Consider the following 19,389-nt stretch of genomic DNA (forward strand, 5'->3'; position numbering starts at 1 on the left):
GCTACCCTTCCAGCCGTTATTATAACCCCAGGCGATCGCAAGGAACACTACAGTGCTACTACCATCATCGTTATCATGATAATCCTTATATCAATATTGGGCGACAAGATATCACCGCTCATGTTGATTTTACAGCGTTGGAATCTTGGGGTAAAAAGTGCGGTTTGAATTCAGTTGGTTGGACACAACAAGGTTTATTTTTGATGGCGTTAGGGTTAGGTGAACGACTAGCTGCCCTTTCATCTCAAAACAAACCATTATCACAAGTGCTAAACCGACGGGAAGCATTACACCAACTAATTTCACCCACGGGACTGGGCAGTTTTGGAGTTCTGGTTCAAAGCAAGGAATTAACGGCAAAACAAGCCTTGCAATGCTTGAAGGGATTAACCACACCTGGGTAGAGGTGAAGGTAAAAGGTTAAAACTCTATTTAAGAATCCTGTATTAGTCTTTATTAGACTAGCATAACAGTGATTACCTTGAACTCTCAAACTTTAATTTAGTAATCACTATGACTGCTCACGACCTACTTGTGCTAGTAACTCTACTTAGTCCCGGACTCCTGCTTTCAATTATAATTATGGCTACTTTTGCCGCAGGTGGCTGATGTCTGGAAAATGAAAAGATGGGGAGATGGGGCGGATAAATAATTAAATAATTAATAATTACTTATTCCCGATTCCCATTCCCCAATGACCAATGACTAATGACCAATGACAAAGGAACGTAAAACATGAAGGTTGCATTTCTGGGAACTGGATTGATGGGACTACCGATGGCTCAAAGGTTATTAGCCGCAAATGTAGAGCTAGTGGCCTACAACCGCACCCCAGAAAAATTAGCACCACTACAAGCAGCAGGGGCAGAAATTGTCACAAAACCACGGCAAGCAATTCGCTCTGCTGATTGTATAGTTCTTATGCTATCTAATGCCGCAGCTATTTATCATGTCTTGCTCACAGATACTTCTTGGCACACTTTATCAGGGCGCAGTGTCATCCAAATGGGAACACTGACTCCCCCAGAAAGCCAAGAAATCAGAGATGCGGTAGTTGCGGCAGGTGGTGAATATATAGAAGCGCCCGTACTCGGTAGTATCCCGGAAGCAGAAACTGGCAAGTTAATTGTGATGGTAGGTGCGGAACCAGAACAATATCAACGTCACGTCAATTTACTGCAACATTTTGGCCCCGAACCATTACACATCGGTCCTGTGGGATCTGCCTCAGCGCTGACACTGGCACTAAATCAACTCATTGCTTCCCTCACTACTAGCTTTGCCCTGAGTTTGGCTTTTGTCCAAATGCAAGGCATTGATATAGACTTGTTTATGCGAATCCTGCGCGATAGTAAACTGTACGCGCCTACCTTTGATCAAAACCTGAAACGGATGTTAGATGGCAATTACACTAAAGCGAATTTGCCTACAAAACAATTGATCAAAGAAATAGATTTATTTATCTCTGAAGCTAAATCCCTTGGTTTGAATCTCAGCAGTATTGAGGGTGTAAGGCATATCTTACAGTCAGCAATGAAAATGTCATATCCAGAAGATGATTACTCTTCCGTCTTTCCCGCAATTCGGGAATGGGGTGAAGTTAGTGGTGGGTAATATCATGTTCGGTTGAATACTTATCATTAGGGAGACACGGAGACGCGGGGACACGGAGACGCGGGGATGCGGAGAGTTTGTTTGATAAGCAATTAGCCAGACTTGATATCAAACCGCTTATCTTCGTTTCCCTGAGAGCGTCATCTTGTTGAAGACAGGGGAAAATTATTTGCTAGTAATCCCCAATCCTTAATCTCCTTAAAATGGAATGTCGTCCGGATCAGGTTCGGCTTCTGTTACAGGCTGATAGGATGGACGTTCAATATTTGCCGGTTGATAAGTCGGTTCGGGGGTGATTGGCTGGGGTACTGTACCTGTAAAAGTTGTCGCTGGGGTTGGTGCTGGCTGGGTTGATTGGTATGTCTCTGGAGGACGCTGTGCTGGTGGTGCTACAGTCGCCACTGGTTGTGGACTCGGATTCGGATTCATACCTTTGCCTATAGCATGAATACGTTGTACTGTCAACTCAGCACGTTTTTCTTTGAAACCTTCGGGACGATCAAAAGTATTCATCCCTAAGCGCCCTTCGATGATCACGCGATCGCCTGATTGATAAGTTTGATGAATTTCTTTCGCTAAATTACCCCAGCCGACAACTTTCAAAGGGTGTGAAGGGTCATCTGGACGCACTCCAGGAACATGAACGATCATTTCCGTCACTTCTAACCCGTCGGGTGTGTGACGCAGTTGGGGCGCGTCATAAATTTCTGCCATTAAAATACAACTGTTCATATATTCCTCCTCATTCAGTCAAACTTTACAATATTTCCATCCCCTAGATTTATCTATGATGTTACTAAGGATTTAGCACTTCTGAACTTTATCGCAGGGGATTTAAATCACATTTAATCACAAAAGTCAAGTGAGAACTTTGAACAACTATAAATAGCTGTTCATGAACTGCACCTGACTGAAACGAGCAATTTATTCTGCATTGAGTAGTACTAATTTACCATTAAAAGATTAAATCTGGACATAAACTGGAAAACACCTAGAGCAATTAACCGCGCCGGCAGTTGAAGAAGACACGGGGACACCCCATGTCTAAACACATATCTTGCACCAAGCCCTAACGAATAGAATTCGTGGCTACACAAACTAAGTCCGCCTGCGCGGACTCACGGAAAATCAGTGGTTTCAAACCCGCGTAGGCGGGTTTTGTCTGTCTAGCCGCGACTTCCAGTCGCCAGGTGCAAGATGTGAGTAAAGTCAGGGGATTCCAGCAACGATATAAAAACCTAATTATCTCCACCTAACAGATAAAATTAAAGCAAAAGACAAATCTGAACACCAGCACACTCCATGCGTATTTCTCTAAATTGGCTGCGGGAACTAGTAGAAATAAAACTTACTCCAGAAGAACTAGCCGAAACCTTGACAATGGCAGGGTTTGAAGTTGAAGATATTGAAGATCGCCGGACTTGGGCAAATGGCGTAGTTGTGGGGAGAGTGCTTGAGCGTCAACCTCACCCCAATGCAGATAAACTCAGCGTTTGTACAGTAGATATTGGTGCAGATGAGACTTTAAATATTGTCTGTGGTGCTGCTAATGTCCGTGCAGATATCTATGTTCCCATTGCCACTACAGGGACTTATTTACCAAATATCGATTTAAAAATTAAACCGGCAAAACTACGGGGTGTCCCATCTAACGGGATGATATGTTCTTTAAAAGAACTAGGTTTACCCACTGACATAGATGGTATTCATATTTTCACCCCAGAAAATCTCACCTTGGGTAGTGATGTACGTCCCTTGTTAGGTTTAGATGATGTCATTTTAGATGTGACTGCGACTGCTAACCGTGCTGATGCTTTATCTATGGTGGGTATCGCTAGGGAAGTGGCAGCTTTAACAGGTGGAGAATTATCTATTCCCGAATCCGCAAAAGTAGAAATTATCAAAGGTACAGGAAACTTAGCTTTAAAAATATCTGAACCAGAAGCTTGTCCGGCTTATATCGGTACGGTAATAGAACAGCTAAAAATTGCTCCTTCTCCGGAATGGTTACAACAGCGTTTGCGTTCTGCTGGAGTTAGACCAATTAATAATGTAGTTGATATCACTAACTACGTTTTGTTAGAACGGGGACAACCTCTCCACGCTTTTGATCAAGAACGGTTAAAATCTGTGGCTGGGGGTGAAAAATTAACTATTGGTGTGCGCTTTGCTGATGCTGGCGAAACTCTCAAAACCTTAGATGGACAAACCCGCAATTTATCAACTCAGAATTTGTTAATCACCGCTAATAATAAAGCAGTGGCTTTAGCTGGTGTTATGGGTGGTGAGGAAACAGAAGTTCATGAAAGTACACAAAGTCTAATTTTAGAAGCGGCTTTATTTGATTCTGTAGCTATTCGCCGTTCTTCTCGTAGTGTAGGCTTAAGAAGTGAGGCTTCGGGCAGATATGAACGCGGAGTAAATCGAGCAGAATTAGAAATTGCTTGTCACCGCGCTTTATCGTTAATCAGTGAATTAGCAGCAGGTGTAATTGTTCAGCAAGAAACTGCTGATAGTCGTCCTGAATCTTCTACTTGGTCTCATTCTATCGCCCTGCGTTTAGATCGAGTGAATGACGTACTCGGACCGGTTGATTTGGGAGAAGAAACAGGAGAACTGCAAGAAAAAGATGTAGAAGAAATTCTGACTGCACTAGGATGTGAGTTGGTGAATAGTGGTAAACGTACTTGGAAGGTGACAGTACCTCCCTATCGTTACCGGGACTTAGAACGGGAAATTGATTTAATTGAAGAAATTGCCCGTCTTTATGGCTATGATAAATTCTGCGATACTTTACCAGAAAAAACTGAACCTGGTTATCTATCTTTAGATCAAGAGTTACTTCGGAAGTTACGCGCTTCTCTACGGGCTGAAGGTTTGACAGAATTAATTCATTATTCTTTGGTTAAACCAGGAGAAAGTCAGCAAATAGTCTTAACAAATCCATTATTTGCTGAATATTCGGCGTTGCGAACCGATTTAATATCTGGGTTAATTGATGCTTGTCAATATAATATAGAACAGGGAAATGGGGCGCTAAATGGTTTTGAAATTGGGCGCATTTTCTGGCGAGAAGAAGATGGTTTCCAAGAAACTGATATGCTGGCTGGGATCATTGGTGGTGATGCCTCTTTGGGTAAATGGTCAAGAGGTGGTCGTGAACAACCTATGACTTGGTTTGAAGCGAAAGGCATTTTAGAAAGTGTGTTTCAACAACTTAGTTTGCAGGTGGAATTTCAACCAGAAAACCGCGATTCTCGATTGCATCCTGGACGCACTGCTTCTTTATGGGTGGGGGGAAACAGACTGGGGACTTTTGGGCAAGTTCATCCTCAATTGCGACGAGAAAAGGGTTTACCAGAAGCAGTTTATGTGTTCCAATTAAGTTTGGATGTGCTGTTGAATGGGCTGGATAATGATGATTTGCTAGTTCCCAAATTCCATTCTTATTCTACCTATCCAGCGAGCGATAGAGATATTGCCTTTTTCGCACCTGTGAAAGTCACGGTTTCGGAAATTGAAAAGGTGATTACCAAAGCTGGTAAAGGTTTATTAGATTCTGTAGAATTGTTTGATGAGTATCGTGGTGAACACGTTCCAGTAGGACAACGGAGTTTAGCCTTTCGTTTAGTCTACCGTGCCAGCGATCGCACTCTCACAGATTCTGAAGTTCAACCAGTCCACGATAAAGTTCGTAGCGCGTTAGTGGAAAAATTCGGCGTGAGTTTGAGAAGTTAATTAATCGGTAATTGGTAATAAGTAATTGGTAATTAATCAGAATTGTTTGATTTTATTAATTACCAATTCTCATTATAGCAGATTGCATATCAATGAGGTACAGAATCTAAATTGAAACCTATACACATTCGCCAGTTTTACTCCTGACTCCTGACTCCTGACTCCTGACTCCTGACTCCTGAATTCTGCCGTATCATTGTTATGATAGATATTAAACAACTGCTAAAGCTAAGGAGGAAAGATTTTGTACACAGCAGTAATTAAACACTCTGGGGATTGGTGGTTGGGTTGGATTGAAGAAATTCCTGGTGTAAATTGTCAGGAAGCAACGCGAGAGGAATTATTAGAAAGTTTACGCATTACACTGTTAGAAGCACTAGAATTTAACCGTCAAGATGCTATAGAAGCTGCGGGTAGTGATTATGTTGAGGAAGCGATCGCACTATGAAGCGGGGAGATTTATTACGCCATTTACAGGAGTGTGGTTGTGAGTTTATTCGTGAAGGTTCTCGACATTCTTGGTGGTGGAATCCTGATAAAAACAGGAGATCAGCCATTCCTCGACATCAAGAAATTGATGATATTCTAGCTAAAAAGATTTGTAAGGATTTAGGGATACCTTTTACCAAATGACAGGATAAGAAATTTCACCTAAATATAATGCTTGGGGAAAAATAACTACTAAATAATAAATTCTAGCAGTAATTACAAGAATGGAGCAACTTAGAAAAGAAGTTAATTTAGATAAAAATTCAATTCGAGAAATGGTAAGCATTCTGACTCCTGACTCCTGAATTCTTACTAAAAAAGGAATCATCGGTATCATACAATTTTTAATGTATTATTTGCTAGTTCTCTAAGAGAGACTAATAATATAAATTATACCAAATAAGCCCTAATCATAATTGACTACAATTCACAATACATCTACAATAATTTTTTCACCAAGATAAAAATAACAACACCATGCCAAAATACATAATGTGGGGAACTTATTGCGAAGATGTAATAGCAAAACGTGAACCCTATCGTCAAGCCCATTTAGACGGATTAGCCAAACAGAAACAAGCTGGTGTTTTGATTACCCTTGGCCCTACCAAAGATGTCACACAAGTTTTTGGCATTTATGACGCTGAAGACGAAAACACCGTTCGTCAATTAGTGGAAGCTGATCCCTATTGGCAAAACGGCATTTGGACTGAATACTCTATTAAAGAGTGGATTCAAGCTTTTTAGTCAATCGTAATTCATAATTTGTAATTAATTACGAATTACGAATTATCCTTTAAGGGCTTTTCTAAAATTACGCCGATAGGATGGATTAGCAATAAACAAAGCTGGCCATAGCAAAGAAAAACCAATGCGATTTGGTAGACTTTGATTAAAGTTAGTTTTATTAAATCCAGTCCAAAACTTCCAAGCTCCACCGACATAAACTACGATCAAGGCAAGAATAATTAATTTACCCATTTCCATCAACTCCCCTAGTAACTAACAGAATATTAGCTAATTAGAAAGGCGCAAATCAAGATAAATCTTGTGAGAAAGATGAACAGAGTTCAAACTTTATGCCAATTATCAATATTTACGCCAACTTACATAAGTATGCCTCACTTATGTAGGTTTTTTTGTAGCCTGCATTAATCAGTCCTTTAGTTTGAGACTACTTATTTATTTGATTGTAGTTTAAAAAATTCTCTCATGAATCAAAGAGTATTGCTATAGTTTAATAAGTAATTAAACTTATTTCTCACTAGATGTATCTTGTGGAAATTTCTCAAAGAGTCACATCTATAAGAGACTTAAGTAAGTAGGCATCATGAACTGCGTACACCAGAACACATGAAAAAAAACTTCTTATTCCCCTCCACGAAACAGCGGGGAGGGGTTAGGGGTGGGGTCTTATTTTAAAGTCAGGTGAAAAGAAATCAAACTATGTTAAGTCAGGTAACAAATTTTAAAATTGGCTCGTAGTCAGGGCTTTTAACCTTAGGGCTGAAACCCTGATGACAAACCTTTAATTATTTACGTTACTCTACTTAATAAAGAATAACATAAAATTTATAACGGATACTAATGCAGTTAACCTGCAAATAGGAGGGTTTATGCGTGCAGTATTGATGGCAGGGGGTTCAGGGACAAGGTTACGTCCTTTAACTTGCGATTTACCAAAACCGATGGTTCCTATATTAAATCGACCAATTGCTGAACACATCATTAATCTTCTGAGAAGACATAAGATTACGGAAGTGATCGCAACGTTGCATTATTTACCAGATGTCCTACGGGATTACTTCCAAGATGGCAGTGATTTTGGCGTGCAGATGACTTATGCTATCGAAGAAGACCAGCCACTGGGTACAGCAGGATGTGTAAAAAATATTGCAGAACTGCTGGATGAAACTTTTTTAGTGATTAGCGGCGATAGTATCACAGACTTTGATCTCACAGCAGCGATCGCATTTCACAAACAAAAACAGTCAAAAGCAACTTTAGTTTTAACCCGTGTTCCCAACCCGATAGAATTTGGGGTGGTGATTACTGACCAAACGGGAAGAATACAGAGATTTCTAGAAAAACCTTCCACCAGCGAAATTTTTTCTGATACTGTCAACACTGGTACTTATATATTAGAACCTGAAGTTTTAGAATATCTACCAGAATACACAGAATGTGACTTTTCTAAAGATTTATTTCCCTTACTACTCACCAGAAATGAGCCAATTTACGGTTATGTAGCCCAAGGTTACTGGTGTGACGTAGGTCATTTAGATGCATATCGTGAAGCGCAATATGACGCTCTAGCTAGGAAAGTAAAACTTGATTTTCCCTACCAAGAAACTTCTCCCGGTGTGTGGATTGGTCAAAATACCTATATTGATCCGACAGCTAGAATTGAAACGCCTGCTGTAATTGGTGACAATTGTCGGATTGGGGCGAGAGTACACATTGAAGACGGGACTGTAATTGGCGATAATGTCACCATCGGCGCTGATGCCAACTTAAAGCGTCCCATAGTTTGGAATGGCGCAATCATTGGTGATGAAGCCCAGCTATCAGCTTGTGTAATTTCCCGTGGGACTCGTGTAGATAGACGCGCTCATGTATTAGAAGCTGCCGTAGTCGGTTCCCTTTCCACCGTGGGAGAAGAAGCCCAAATTAGCCCTGGTGTGCGGGTGTGGCCGAGTAAAAAGATTGAGTCAGGTGCAATCTTAAACATTAACTTGATTTGGGGTAACACTGCCCAACGCAATTTATTTGGTCAACGTGGTGTACAAGGTTTAGCTAATATCGATATCAGCCCAGAATTTGCGGTGAAATTGGGTGCTGCTTATGGTTCTACATTAAAACCCCGTTCTAAAGTGACGGTTTCGCGTGACCAACGTAATGTCTCGCGGATGGTAACTCGTTCTTTAATTGCTGGTTTGATGTCCGTAGGTGTTGATATTCAAAACCTTGATTCTACAGCTATTCCTATCACCCGGACAGTGATCCCGACTATGGGAGTCGCGGGGGGTATCCATGTGCGTGTACACCCTGATCGCCCTGATTATATCCTGATTGAATTCATGGATGCCAAGGGAATTAATATTACTAAAGCCCAGGAAAAGAAAATTGAGGGGGCTTATTTTAAGGAAGATATGCGGAGGGCGCAAAGTCATGAAATTGGGGATGTGGCATATCCCAGCCAAGTAATTGACCTTTACTGCACTGCTTTTGAGAAATTATTGAATGTGGGGACACTTCGTAACAGTCGGGCGAAGGTGGTGATTGATTATGTTTATGCTGTGTCTGGGGCAGTTTTACCGCAAATGTTAGATAAATTTGGTGCTGATGCGGTAGTGCTAAATGCGAGTTTGAATAAAACCTCAATGTCAACGACTAACCGCGAAGGATTGCTGACACAATTAGGTCATGTGGTGGAAGCACTAAAGGCTAATTTTGGTGTTCAGGTATCAGCGAATGGAGAACAACTGATTTTAGTTGATGAGTCTGGCTACCCGGTGCGGGGGGAGACACTGACAGCGCTGATGGTAGATATGATGTTGACATCTAACCCCAGGAGTTCAGTAGTTGTCCCAGTCCACGCTTCCAGTGCTGTAGAACAAGTAGCTCGTCGTCATGATGGTAAAGTCATTCGCACCAAAGCCAATCCGACGGCTTTAATGGAAGCTTCCCAAAAAAATCAGAATGTAGTTTTAGGAGGTAGTGGGGAGACTGGTTTTATTTTCCCCCATTTACATCCGGGGTTTGATTCGATGTTCTGTATTGCTAAATTAATTGAAATGCTGACTATCCAAGAGCGATCGCTGGCATCTGTTCGCGCCGAATTGCCTCGCGTCATTCATAGAAATTATACTATCCGCTGTCCCTGGACTGCTAAAGGGGCGTTAATGCGTTATTTGGTAGAAACTCACCCAGCCCAAAACCTAGAATTAATTGACGGGGTAAAAATTTGTCAGCCTTATGATGATAGTTGGGTGTTAGTTTTGCCAGATGCTAGTGAACCGATGGTACATTTATTTGTCAATAGCAGCGATCGCGAATGGGTAGATGACAACTTGAGAAATTACCGCAACCGTGTTCAGACATTTGTGGAACGAGAACAGGAACATTACGCCGCCGAAGTCTAAACTACCCTAACGTCGGCTATGTCAAGCAGGTTCAAACCCTTTACCGCTTGGGGGCAAAAATACTACATGATGCAAAAAGTTAACCGCAACCAAGCTGGCAATGTTATAAAGGCCTCATTTAGCATTACATAGATGCTCAATGGGATCATCCCGACGACAGCAATCACTAAACATTTAGAAACATACCAACAATTAGATTTTATGAGCATTACAGCCATTTGCCATTTGCTTTCTGCCTATTTGCCAAATTGCACTAGTCACTCATGCTGAACGAGAGTTAAACTTGGCTTCTAGAGGAAATTGTCATTGTCTACGGCAGTCCCTCCAGCAATGAAACGCAATTGATCAGCAATGCTGACATTAGCATAGGTGAATATTTTTAAGCAGGTGGGTCAAGAGTGATGAATATAGCTGACACCTCAAACAACGGCACTGTGATTGAACCCCAAAATTCTGCAAATTCGCCACAATCGGAGCAGGCGAGTTGTCCCTTTTACTCAGTTGTGCATTATGAAAATATGGCCGTGACTAATTTACCACTCCTGAACCCAGCCGCAGATGTCTACGACGGGCTACACCTACAGCAAGATGACACTACAATTGTAGAAAACGTGCAAGATAATATCAAACAGGACTGGGTGGCAGAACCTGACAGTGATAAACAAGCACTTGTAGACTCAGAATTTCAGAAGTTACTAGCTTTGAATGAGGAGTTAACTACAGCTAATGGTGATTTGTACAGTCAGGTAGAGCAGTTAAAACAGGAATTAGCTGAAGCAGAAAGAATTTTGCAATGGCAAAAAAAGCGATCCAGCGTCACCGATTCGATGCTAAATCAACAAACTCAGGAACTTTCAGCCGCCCAAGAGCAAATTCAGTCGCTATTCCAACAGTTGGAAACAGCTGTACAAACTGTTGAACGTCAGGAAATTTTCATCGACACCCACAAAGCACAATTACAAATTAGTCAACAACGCCTAGCTCAATTAGAACGCGAATGTTCACTGCTACAAACTAACTACAGTGAAAAGTCTCAGCAGTTATCGCACTCAGAAAATACTTGTCGAGAATTGCAAAGTAGGCTCATGCGTCAACAACGCCAAACTTTGCAATTTAAAGCCGCTTTAGAAAAGTGTTTAGATACATCTGTCCCTAACTATGACACTTTAGAGGATACAGCTTATCACCCACAGGGCGTAACTGGTGGACAGACAAGATTCTCCAGAAAAGCGCGGTCTTTATTTCCTAATGCACAGCCCATTAAACCTTGGTCAGCAGAAGCAGATATTATGGGTGTTTTCTGCGACGGGCTACACCAAAATATAGATAATTCCTGTGCAGAATCTTCAACACCATGCTCACACCAAAACAATTACTCTGCGACCACTTCCCCATCTTCTGAGCATAGCTTAGATGCGGAATATACCCTGACACCAACACAAATAGCTGCCTTGTCAGCAGTTGATGATTCTGTAACTCAATCAGAAACTGTTTCTACTCCTCATGGCTCACATTTAGATCAGCAATTGGAGAGTTTGATTCAAAGGTTTTTTTCCTCCCAGCCGGTAGATGATGTACAAAGTCATCAAGCTGATACACCTATTTGGGAATCCTTAACGTTCGAGAATGGTGAAGAACCAAAAGTTAAAATCGAACAGGATTTACAGACAGAAGATTTGCTGAGTTCTCCAACTCATGAACCACCAGTCACTCCCACTTCTCGACACCAAGAGACAAATGCTGTAGAAAGCGAGGACTATTGGTCAGAAGTCGCACCCTCTACATCGTCAAAATTGCCTTTGCACAATTTTTTCCCAGAACCATTGGGTGAATATCCGCAAGATCAAAAATCACCTTCCCCAGTGATTTATCCCCAACGTCCACCCAAAGGACGCAAATCATTAGCTTCTGTAGAATTGCCAAATTTTCGCCCCAATAGTCCTCAATCAAAGGTTAGTGACTAATTTGAGTTAGGGCTTTTGGGTTAACTGGGACTACCTGATTACGCCATAATGGTTTGCCGCTAGAAATCGCATAATTAATAGTTAACAACTGTAACCACATGGCCGGATAGCGGGATTCTAACCAAGTTTGGTTCAATTTCAAGAATTTGGGGAGCAATTTACTCAGCACAGCACTGACTAAGGCATGAAGACCGAAATTGAAATAATTACCCAACCAGCGCACTAAGTCCCGAAAACCAGCTAGTTGCCAAATCCACAGCAGCAAGGCTGGATTTTTCGTAGCTGCTTTGAGTGCTAAACGGTTAAATGTCAACCAATCGCAACGATCCTTAATGAAATTATCTGCTACTTCTGGAGGTTCGTCTGCTAATAACCCAAAAAAGGTATTCAGCATCGAGTTTACCCGTTGGGGAGGGATAAATTTGTCTGTAGGAACCATCATTCCTTTGGAAAACAGCCATGTTACGGAAACATTACTTTGGTAGGCGCGAATTTGATTTAAGTGGCGGAAACTGAGTAAATCATGTTTAAGGGCAGTGTTTAAAAGTGTTGTTAACCGCTCTAAGTTGCGAACTAGGGAACCAAACCCGGTAAAGATTAGGGGTGACTGAAGTGAGGCAGCATCACCCATAGCAATTAATCTATCAAAGGCTATTGTGCGATCGCTACTACTAACACTAAAATGCCCCGGTATATATCCAAAAGTCGGCTTTTTCCACACTAGCTTGTCTAGATCACAGCGACGATACTCTGGCAAAATCGTGAAAAAGTCCTCATACATTTCCAACAAGGAACCGGGATTTTTTCTATTCACCTCATGGTAATGAAATAAATAAATCGTCAGTTCGTCCCCAACTCCAGGAAACAATTCCCAAATCAACTGTCTACCGCGAGAGATATCGCCGTGACTGTAGAGAACATCTCCATACTGAGAATCCCACACACCAGGCTCAAACCCTTTCTCAATTACTGCTCCCACCGTCGGACAGACACTATCAAAAGCTCTACCACCATTTAATTGCCAAGCAATAGGTGAAGCTGTACCCATTGCATCTATTAACAATCTGCCACTAACTTGCTTTTGATTACCACTAGGTAAATGCTTGACTAAAACATTAACTTGTGTATCACTCACATCTGCCCGAATAAACTCTGTTTCATCCCAAATATCACCACCAGCAGCTTGTAGTTTTTCTCCACAGATTTGCAACAATTTCTCAGAATCTAAAGCTATATTCAACACAGTAGGCGTGTGTAAAATTGCTGATTTTAGGTGAGAGGGATTATTGCCATCAAAGAATTTATTAAATCCGTCTTTGTACTCCCTAGCAATAATTGTTTCCAATTCAGCATTTGTCAGCAAACCCAGATTCACCAAACATTGAATTTCATCACGGGAAATATTCCATTCCCGGTTCATGCGTCCAAACGGCAATCTTTCCACCAGCAGGACTTTATAACCCAATTTAGCCATCACAGCCGCATGAATCGACCCTAAAGCCCCACCGATATAAATAAGGTCATATTGGAGATGGGGATTTCTTTCTTGCCTCTGACCTTCATAAAACACCACCTGACGAGGCTGCTGGGGATTTCTCACCCCTTCTCGCCAACGTTGCTCCCACCAGTACGCACGCTGGAGATCATATTCCCCATTGGGCATTTTCTGAAAGTACTTGACAGTCAGGGGATAATAGGGTTCTAGCTGTAGAAAAATCGATTTTTGAGGATCAATCTCTGGTGGTTCTGGATAAATATGGGGAAAGCGGCTTCTAATTCCTGTAGTTAGGCGTTGGAGAATTTGTCCCTCATTCGCAACAGGTTTATCAGCCCACCGGAACACCTTCAGGTAAGTAGTGCGCTGTACCGACCAGACAAACACAGAAAGTTCATCTGCCAAATTTTCCTCAACAGACACAACAGGGTTTCTCAGGCAAAAACCGTCTGTGGTCAGTAATTTTTCTCCATACCCTGGTGCAAAATCTATTTGCAGCCAACTGCGTACAGCCACAGTATCGGTCGTAGGAATTTCTAAGTAAAGAACTTCTTTCATATTCTGCTCACATCTCCTATCGATTTACTCACTACGACAGATTTAACAAAGGCGGAAAGTGCGCTAGACTCCGCCCTATCAGTTGCATCAAAAAAATTTAATTAAGAAAATTAAGAAATTTTAATAGGTTGTTAAATTTATTATTCATTTTAGAACTTCTGTAAACTCATACCATGAATTATCCTATCCCAGACAGTCCCCAAGAAATTTTTGCACTTCAACAACAGCCAGTTGATGAAGAACTGGTAGCAGCGGTAATTGCCGGCGTAGTCAAACTTGTCCGCTCTCAGGGTCAATCTTTAGAAGAATTAACTGCCCAAGTGTTAGCCGATGACTTGGTGTTAAATCGACAACAGCGACGCTGGCTGAGTACATTGCTTGCCCAAGCGTGGGAAAGTTTCCCCTAATCTTCTTTTGGCATTTTACCCTGTACGGACTAATACCGCTGGACAAAATTTAAAATAATGCCAAGTAATGCCAACTAATGCCGACCGCAGGCCACTTTCCCAAAATTCAAAATTCAAAATTCAAAATTAGAGGTTATTAGGATTTACACATTGACAAAGTGCATCAAATATGAATTGTGGATTTTATCTCTTCTATGGTGCGTCAGCCCCGATAATTTGCCCACAATTAACATAGGGCTTGCCATCTGACGCACCCTACTAATATGTCGGCAATAACTCATTTCGGGTCAGTTCTAGTTATGCAGCTATCTGTCTTGAAAGAAGTTTAACTAGCCAGTCCATGTTCTAAAGCAAAACGAACTAACTCTGTACGACTATTAGTGCCGGTTTTACTAAATAAACGGCTGACATATTTTTCGACATTGCGAACGCTGGTTTCTAAACGTCGAGCAATTTCTTTGTTCATCAATCCTTCTGCTACTAAGTTAAGAACGCTTTGTTCTCTGGGTGTCAAATCGATTTTGAACGGAGGTGGGGAGTAAGAAATTGCTGTTCTGGGACTTAACAAATCTTTAATTTTGGAAATTTCCAGAGCTAATTTGGCAATATCCATGTTTTCTCCATCTTCACTTATAGCTGGTGCTTGAGCAGAGCGACGTGCCAGCAAGTTTTCGATAATTGCCACTAATTCATCAGGATCGAAGGGTTTGGGTAGATAAGCGTCAACACCAGCTTGGTAGCCTTGAATGCGATCGCCTGTCATTCCTTTAGCAGTTAAAAATACTACAGGCATTGCTTGAAAGCGGGGGTCATCTCGCAGTTGTTTGAGAAACTGATAACCATCCACTTGGGGCATCATGATATCAGAAATCACCAAATCCGGTGTATTTTGCTGCATCAATTCCCAACCTTCACGGGCGTTACTGGCAGTTTGAACGCTGAAACCGCTTTCTTGTAAATACTCTTTCACGGCTTCCCGCAATCCTGGTTCATCATCTACCAGTAACAGTTGTGCTGACATTGAAAATTCCTTTAAGTGTACCTTTTTCTAATTTAGCGAAAGTTAAGAGATTTTGGGTACAGGGAATTGGGGAAAGTTTTTATTTGCAAGTCCCTTAATCTACTACCTTAATTATTCCTCTTTTTAAAGCATCAAATACTTTATTAATTTGCTTCATGTTATGCTCACTTAAATCGGATTCATGTAAAAGTTTATACATCATGATTGATTGATCTTGACGTGTAATTCGGCGATTACTAAATATGCGTTCCAAGATGGCTTCTAAGTCACTTTGAGGTGAGTTATCTGTAAATTGCATATTCTTTACCACTGCTTTATATAATTTTCATATTTATTAATTGCACGATAACAAAATTTGACTAACTTGCCATTGGTAGCTTTACTTAAACAAAAAAACTTAGCTAATTACTAGTTTGTAGCTTTGTACTCGGCAAATTTTCGGTAAAATAACTTAGCACTTTCAGAAATAACAAACTTAAACATATGACAATAGCGAAAATAGGGATTATAGGTGGCAGTGGTTTATACAAAATGGAGAGCCTAGAAGATGTGGAAGAATTAGAGGTGGAGACTCCCTTTGGTTCACCATCAGATGCTTTTATTTTAGGTACTTTGGGCAAAACCAGGGTTGCTTTTTTAGCTCGTCATGGTCGTAATCATACGCTGTCCCCTTCTGAGTTGCCATTTCGCGCCAATATTTATGCAATGAAGCAGTTAGGTGTGGAGTACTTAATTTCAGCTAGTGCTGTGGGTTCTTTGAAAGAAGAGGCTAAACCACTAGATATGGTAGTACCAGATCAGTTTATTGACAGGACAAAAAATCGAATTTCTACGTTCTTTGGTGAAGGAATTGTGGCGCATATCACCTTTGGTGAGCCGATTTGTAAAAATTTGGCTAGTGTGGTGGCTGATGCCATAGCTTCTTTAAATTTACCAGATGTGAATCTACACCGGGGCGGTACTTATGTGTGCATGGAAGGCCCAGCATTTTCTACAAAGGCAGAATCTAATCTTTATCGTAGTTGGGGGGCAACGGTAATTGGGATGACAAATTTACCAGAAGCCAAGTTAGCCAGAGAAGCAGAAATTGCTTATGCAACTTTGGCGCTGGTGACTGATTATGATTGTTGGCATCCAGACCATGATAGTGTGACAGTAGAGATGGTGATTGGTAACTTACACAAAAATGCGATCAATGCTCAAAAAGTAATTCAAGAAACTGTGAAGCGGTTGAGTGAAAATCCGCCTGCTAGTGATGCACATTCGGCTTTAAAGTATGCGATTTTGACAAATTTGGATAAAGCACCGGCAGCAACTAAAGAAAAGTTAGAGTTGTTGTTGAAGAAGTATTTGTAGTAATATCATGTCCGGTTAAATATCCATAATTATCGTTGACATAAGGATACGGAGAAATTTTTTATTATGGATAATTTGCCGGACATCATATAAATTAACCACTTACCAGATTGGTTTCCAACCTTCCTTAACTGCGGCTACAAAGTAATTGTGAGCATGAACTTCACTTTCAAACCCATACTTTGCGCGTTGCAGCGTTCGGATAATGGCATCTTCTAGGCAGATGGCGTAATTGATTGCAACTATTAACTCTGAGTTACAAAGATTGATTCCAAGCACTTTTAACCGTTCACTGTAGTTTGTAAGAATTTCGGACTGTATTTCCTCCCATAGTTCACTCTGTGGTATTTCCTCTTTAGGAATTTCTCCGAGATATTCTTTGGCTATTCTGCTATGTCTTGCAATTTCTTCTAGTGAGTATGTCATGGTATTTGAATTTTGGCTGAGTTATGTTCAGACATCTTCTTAAACTACCTGAAAACTAAAATTAAGACTTGCCCAATTATTCACATCTAAAATGTAGGAGTCTGTAGCAGTTCCATTCATTTCCACTTTGGCTTGACTAGCGTTATGCAAGTCTTGCAGCAAGGCTTGGGCGACTTCTAAAGGATTAACTAATGGGCTGATAGGCTGTTGATCAGCAGTAGGATACTTAGCAGTTCTTAAAGCTTCCAGGGTTTCACTGAATGGTGAAGTACTGAGAATTAATTGATGTTCACAAAATAGAGGGCGTGTAGGTAGCATCCAGCCGATGGATGCATCATTTTGTGGTATTCTCAGAGTTTGTCCTGGGGCAATGACTATTTCTTGTAAATAAGGTTTGGTGTCTGAGACTTCTTCAGGGGAGATTTGCCAAGGGTAAAAGGAAATCGCACTTCTAGTATTATTTAACCCTATCAGCATTAAATATATAGAGCGATCGCTCAAATTTTCCACTCGATACTGCATTCGACTCCCCACGGGAACGGTAGGAATCCCTTTTCCTTGAGTTGTAAATGCTTTATTCGTCGCAGTTTCCCCACTCCGACTGCGCCAGGTTTCCCGTTGCATAACTACACGTGTTGAGATATTGTTGATAATCTCTAAACTCCCTTTAACTGATAAGCGGGAAGAACCTTCATTTTCTGTCAGTCGCCATAACTTTGCGGCTAACAGTGTGGAAAATTGCGGTTTTAATCGCTGTACTGCTACTTTCACAGCTTCCCCAACTTCCCCAGCAGTATTGAGAATTAGTTCCCCACTGACAGAAAAAAGACCATAACGGCTAGGAGTTTGTTGCAGTTTACCAAATACATAATTTGCTGGCTGTTCTGCTGCTATGTTGGCAATGCGGGTAATTGCGGCAAAGGCGCTAGTTGCGTCTACTCGCTCAATTCTTTCTAACTCAGTATCTAAGGCTACAGTTAAATTAATATTTCTCGGTAATACCCGTACTGCTTCTTGGGCAAGTTGTCCTACTTGTGGCGTAGTAGTAGGTTCTGGAGATAGTTGCGCTTTTGCAGTTAATCCCGTTCGTGACTTTAATATTAGTTGTTCTCCAGTCGCTAGAGTTAATCGAGAATTAACACCGTAGTATTCTAGAACTTGCGGGGGTAAACCTGCTAACCATAACTGGACTGTTTTACCGTCTTCATCTACATCTGTGACAACGCCTTCCGCGCTGGTGCTTTCTAGGGGGAGATGATCGACAATCAAAGCAGTTTGAGGATTTTTTTGCTCACTCCATAACCCTGGCTGCTGTTGAATTCCCAGTTTGGAAATAGAACTACTCACATGAGAAAGAAGAAATTGAATAGTTGTAGCTGGGGTAGCTTCCCACAGATATTGAGTTAAAGCATAGGTAAATAATCCGGCACTAAAGCCAGAAAACAGCAATTCTCCAGCTTGCTGATTTTCGTCGGAGGTGGCTTTTAGGACAATAGCATTGTTGGCGGCTGAGTTCTGGGTTTTGAGTTGTTGGAGAAACTCAAGTTCCTCGACTGCTAACTTTGCAACTGGCAATTCTGGGCGGGTGCGAATTCGCCAACTTGAGGGCTGTGATGTAGTTGGAGCATAGTAACTAGTATCTAATACTGCGGTTACTTTATCGCTGGGGAGCGATCGCAATAATAATAAAAGTGTTTCTTCTAATAAATAGTTGACAACGCGCCTGTTTTGGATATTTTTTTCATCAAATGGAATCAGGGCATTCTGCACAGTTTCTGGCAAAGTCGCCAATTTCACACGACTGCCATAACCACTAAAGTGGAATACAACCACATCACCTGCTTTTGCTTGCTTTCCCAAATGATCGAAAAAAGCCGCTTCAATAAATTCTCGGCTGGCTTGTTCCTCGGTTAAGGTGAGAATATCTGAAGTTGCAAAGCCAAAACGGTGAATCAAAAGTTCCCTTTGCAATTCCACATCAGTCAGACAACCACCCAAGGCGGGACTGTGTGGATATTTATTAATGCCTATTAATAACGCCAACTTCCGAGGGCTGGGTTGTGCTAAAGCTTGATAATAGCGATCGCCCAAAGTCAACCACTCAGCCTCAGTCAATCCCAGTACCGCCAGTAAGCGGCTCATCCTTTCTAAAAACCCACGCCGTTTCATAATTAGC

The 19,389-nt window shown here is 41.4% G+C and carries 19 protein-coding genes; 10 read left to right on the plus strand and 9 right to left on the minus strand.

Features of this window, described 5'->3' with window-relative positions:
* Both A9Y75_RS10320 and A9Y75_RS10325 read left to right on the plus strand, forming a co-directional pair.
* Positions 1-404 (plus strand): SAM-dependent methyltransferase (locus A9Y75_RS10320; protein WP_177176146.1); only part of this gene is annotated, 404 nt, incomplete at its 5' end.
* A 331-nt stretch (positions 405-735) separates the two neighbouring features.
* Positions 736-1,614, plus strand: coding sequence for an NAD(P)-binding domain-containing protein (locus A9Y75_RS10325; RefSeq protein WP_016949074.1), 879 nt, complete (start codon positions 736-738; stop codon positions 1,612-1,614).
* A gap of 198 nt (positions 1,615-1,812) precedes the next feature.
* Here A9Y75_RS10325 and A9Y75_RS10330 read toward each other — a convergent pair whose 3' ends face one another.
* Positions 1,813-2,346 (minus strand): single-stranded DNA-binding protein, encoded by a 534-nt coding sequence (locus A9Y75_RS10330; RefSeq protein ID WP_071189469.1) that lies wholly within the window; start codon positions 2,344-2,346, stop codon positions 1,813-1,815.
* 570 nt (positions 2,347-2,916) lie between these two features.
* On the opposite strand from A9Y75_RS10330, the gene pheT reads away from it, so the two are divergent.
* Positions 2,917-5,352, plus strand: coding sequence for a phenylalanine--tRNA ligase subunit beta (gene pheT / locus A9Y75_RS10335; protein WP_071189470.1), 2,436 nt, complete (start codon positions 2,917-2,919; stop codon positions 5,350-5,352).
* A 72-nt stretch (positions 5,353-5,424) separates the two neighbouring features.
* Here pheT and A9Y75_RS28390 read toward each other — a convergent pair whose 3' ends face one another.
* Entirely contained in the window at positions 5,425-5,571 is a 147-nt protein-coding gene (locus A9Y75_RS28390; RefSeq protein ID WP_177176147.1) for a hypothetical protein, read from the minus strand.
* Between the two features lie 25 nt (positions 5,572-5,596).
* Here A9Y75_RS28390 and A9Y75_RS10340 point away from each other — a divergent pair, with 25 nt between their 5' ends.
* On the plus strand, positions 5,597-5,800 hold the full coding sequence (locus A9Y75_RS10340) for a type II toxin-antitoxin system HicB family antitoxin (RefSeq protein WP_201788405.1): 204 nt from the start codon (positions 5,597-5,599) through the stop codon (positions 5,798-5,800).
* On the plus strand, positions 5,797-5,985 hold the full coding sequence (locus A9Y75_RS10345) for a type II toxin-antitoxin system HicA family toxin (protein WP_071189472.1): 189 nt from the start codon (positions 5,797-5,799) through the stop codon (positions 5,983-5,985). The genes A9Y75_RS10340 and A9Y75_RS10345 overlap by 4 nt, the downstream gene beginning before the upstream one ends.
* Here the strand turns inward: A9Y75_RS10345 and A9Y75_RS28395 are convergent.
* Positions 5,975-6,169 carry a hypothetical protein gene (locus tag A9Y75_RS28395; RefSeq protein WP_071189473.1) on the minus strand — a complete coding sequence of 65 codons (195 nt, stop codon included), beginning with the start codon at positions 6,167-6,169 and terminating at the stop codon, positions 5,975-5,977. The two genes, A9Y75_RS10345 and A9Y75_RS28395, sit on opposite strands and share 11 nt — an antisense overlap.
* A 149-nt stretch (positions 6,170-6,318) precedes the next feature.
* On the opposite strand from A9Y75_RS28395, the gene A9Y75_RS10355 reads away from it, so the two are divergent.
* Positions 6,319-6,588: a YciI family protein gene (locus A9Y75_RS10355; protein WP_071189474.1), complete on the plus strand. Its 270-nt coding sequence runs from the start codon at positions 6,319-6,321 to the stop codon at positions 6,586-6,588.
* A 42-nt stretch (positions 6,589-6,630) separates the two neighbouring features.
* Here the strand turns inward: A9Y75_RS10355 and A9Y75_RS10360 are convergent, their stop codons facing one another.
* Positions 6,631-6,822 (minus strand): hypothetical protein, encoded by a 192-nt coding sequence (locus A9Y75_RS10360; protein ID WP_071189675.1) that lies wholly within the window; start codon positions 6,820-6,822, stop codon positions 6,631-6,633.
* Positions 6,823-7,457: 635 nt separating this feature from the next.
* On the opposite strand from A9Y75_RS10360, the gene A9Y75_RS10365 reads away from it, so the two are divergent.
* Entirely contained in the window at positions 7,458-9,986 is a 2,529-nt protein-coding gene (locus A9Y75_RS10365; RefSeq protein ID WP_071189475.1) for a mannose-1-phosphate guanyltransferase, read from the plus strand.
* A gap of 401 nt (positions 9,987-10,387) precedes the next feature.
* Entirely contained in the window at positions 10,388-11,950 is a 1,563-nt protein-coding gene (locus tag A9Y75_RS10370) for a hypothetical protein (RefSeq protein ID WP_071189476.1), read from the plus strand.
* Here the strand turns inward: A9Y75_RS10370 and A9Y75_RS10375 are convergent.
* Entirely contained in the window at positions 11,940-14,003 is a 2,064-nt protein-coding gene (locus A9Y75_RS10375) for a flavin-dependent dehydrogenase (protein WP_071189477.1), read from the minus strand. The genes A9Y75_RS10370 and A9Y75_RS10375 overlap by 11 nt on opposite strands.
* A 173-nt stretch (positions 14,004-14,176) precedes the next feature.
* Here A9Y75_RS10375 and A9Y75_RS10380 point away from each other — a divergent pair, with 173 nt between their 5' ends.
* Positions 14,177-14,410 carry a hypothetical protein gene (locus tag A9Y75_RS10380; protein ID WP_071189478.1) on the plus strand — a complete coding sequence of 78 codons (234 nt, stop codon included), beginning with the start codon at positions 14,177-14,179 and terminating at the stop codon, positions 14,408-14,410.
* A gap of 325 nt (positions 14,411-14,735) precedes the next feature.
* Here A9Y75_RS10380 and A9Y75_RS10385 read toward each other — a convergent pair whose 3' ends face one another.
* Together A9Y75_RS10385 and A9Y75_RS10390 are read right to left on the minus strand one after the other, a co-directional pair.
* A complete protein-coding gene (locus tag A9Y75_RS10385) occupies positions 14,736-15,431 on the minus strand; it encodes a response regulator transcription factor (protein ID WP_071189479.1) in 696 nt (231 codons plus the stop codon).
* 94 nt (positions 15,432-15,525) lie between these two features.
* A complete protein-coding gene (locus tag A9Y75_RS10390; RefSeq protein WP_071189480.1) occupies positions 15,526-15,729 on the minus strand; it encodes a hypothetical protein in 204 nt (67 codons plus the stop codon).
* A gap of 185 nt (positions 15,730-15,914) precedes the next feature.
* Between A9Y75_RS10390 and A9Y75_RS10395 the strand changes: the two genes are divergently transcribed.
* Positions 15,915-16,787, plus strand: a complete 873-nt coding sequence (locus A9Y75_RS10395) for an S-methyl-5'-thioadenosine phosphorylase (protein WP_071189481.1) — start codon at positions 15,915-15,917, stop codon at positions 16,785-16,787.
* A 102-nt stretch (positions 16,788-16,889) separates the two neighbouring features.
* On the opposite strand, the gene A9Y75_RS10400 is transcribed toward A9Y75_RS10395, so the two are convergent.
* Both A9Y75_RS10400 and A9Y75_RS10405 read right to left on the minus strand, forming a co-directional pair.
* Positions 16,890-17,213, minus strand: a complete 324-nt coding sequence (locus A9Y75_RS10400; protein WP_071189482.1) for a hypothetical protein — start codon at positions 17,211-17,213, stop codon at positions 16,890-16,892.
* Between the two features lie 39 nt (positions 17,214-17,252).
* Complete coding sequence (locus A9Y75_RS10405; RefSeq protein WP_071189483.1) at positions 17,253-19,382, minus strand: caspase family protein; 2,130 nt, start codon at positions 19,380-19,382, stop codon at positions 17,253-17,255.
* Positions 19,383-19,389: the final 7 nt, after the last annotated feature.

Source organism: Trichormus sp. NMC-1 (assembly GCF_001858025.1).
In the GTDB taxonomy this organism is placed as follows: domain Bacteria; phylum Cyanobacteriota; class Cyanobacteriia; order Cyanobacteriales; family Nostocaceae; genus Anabaena.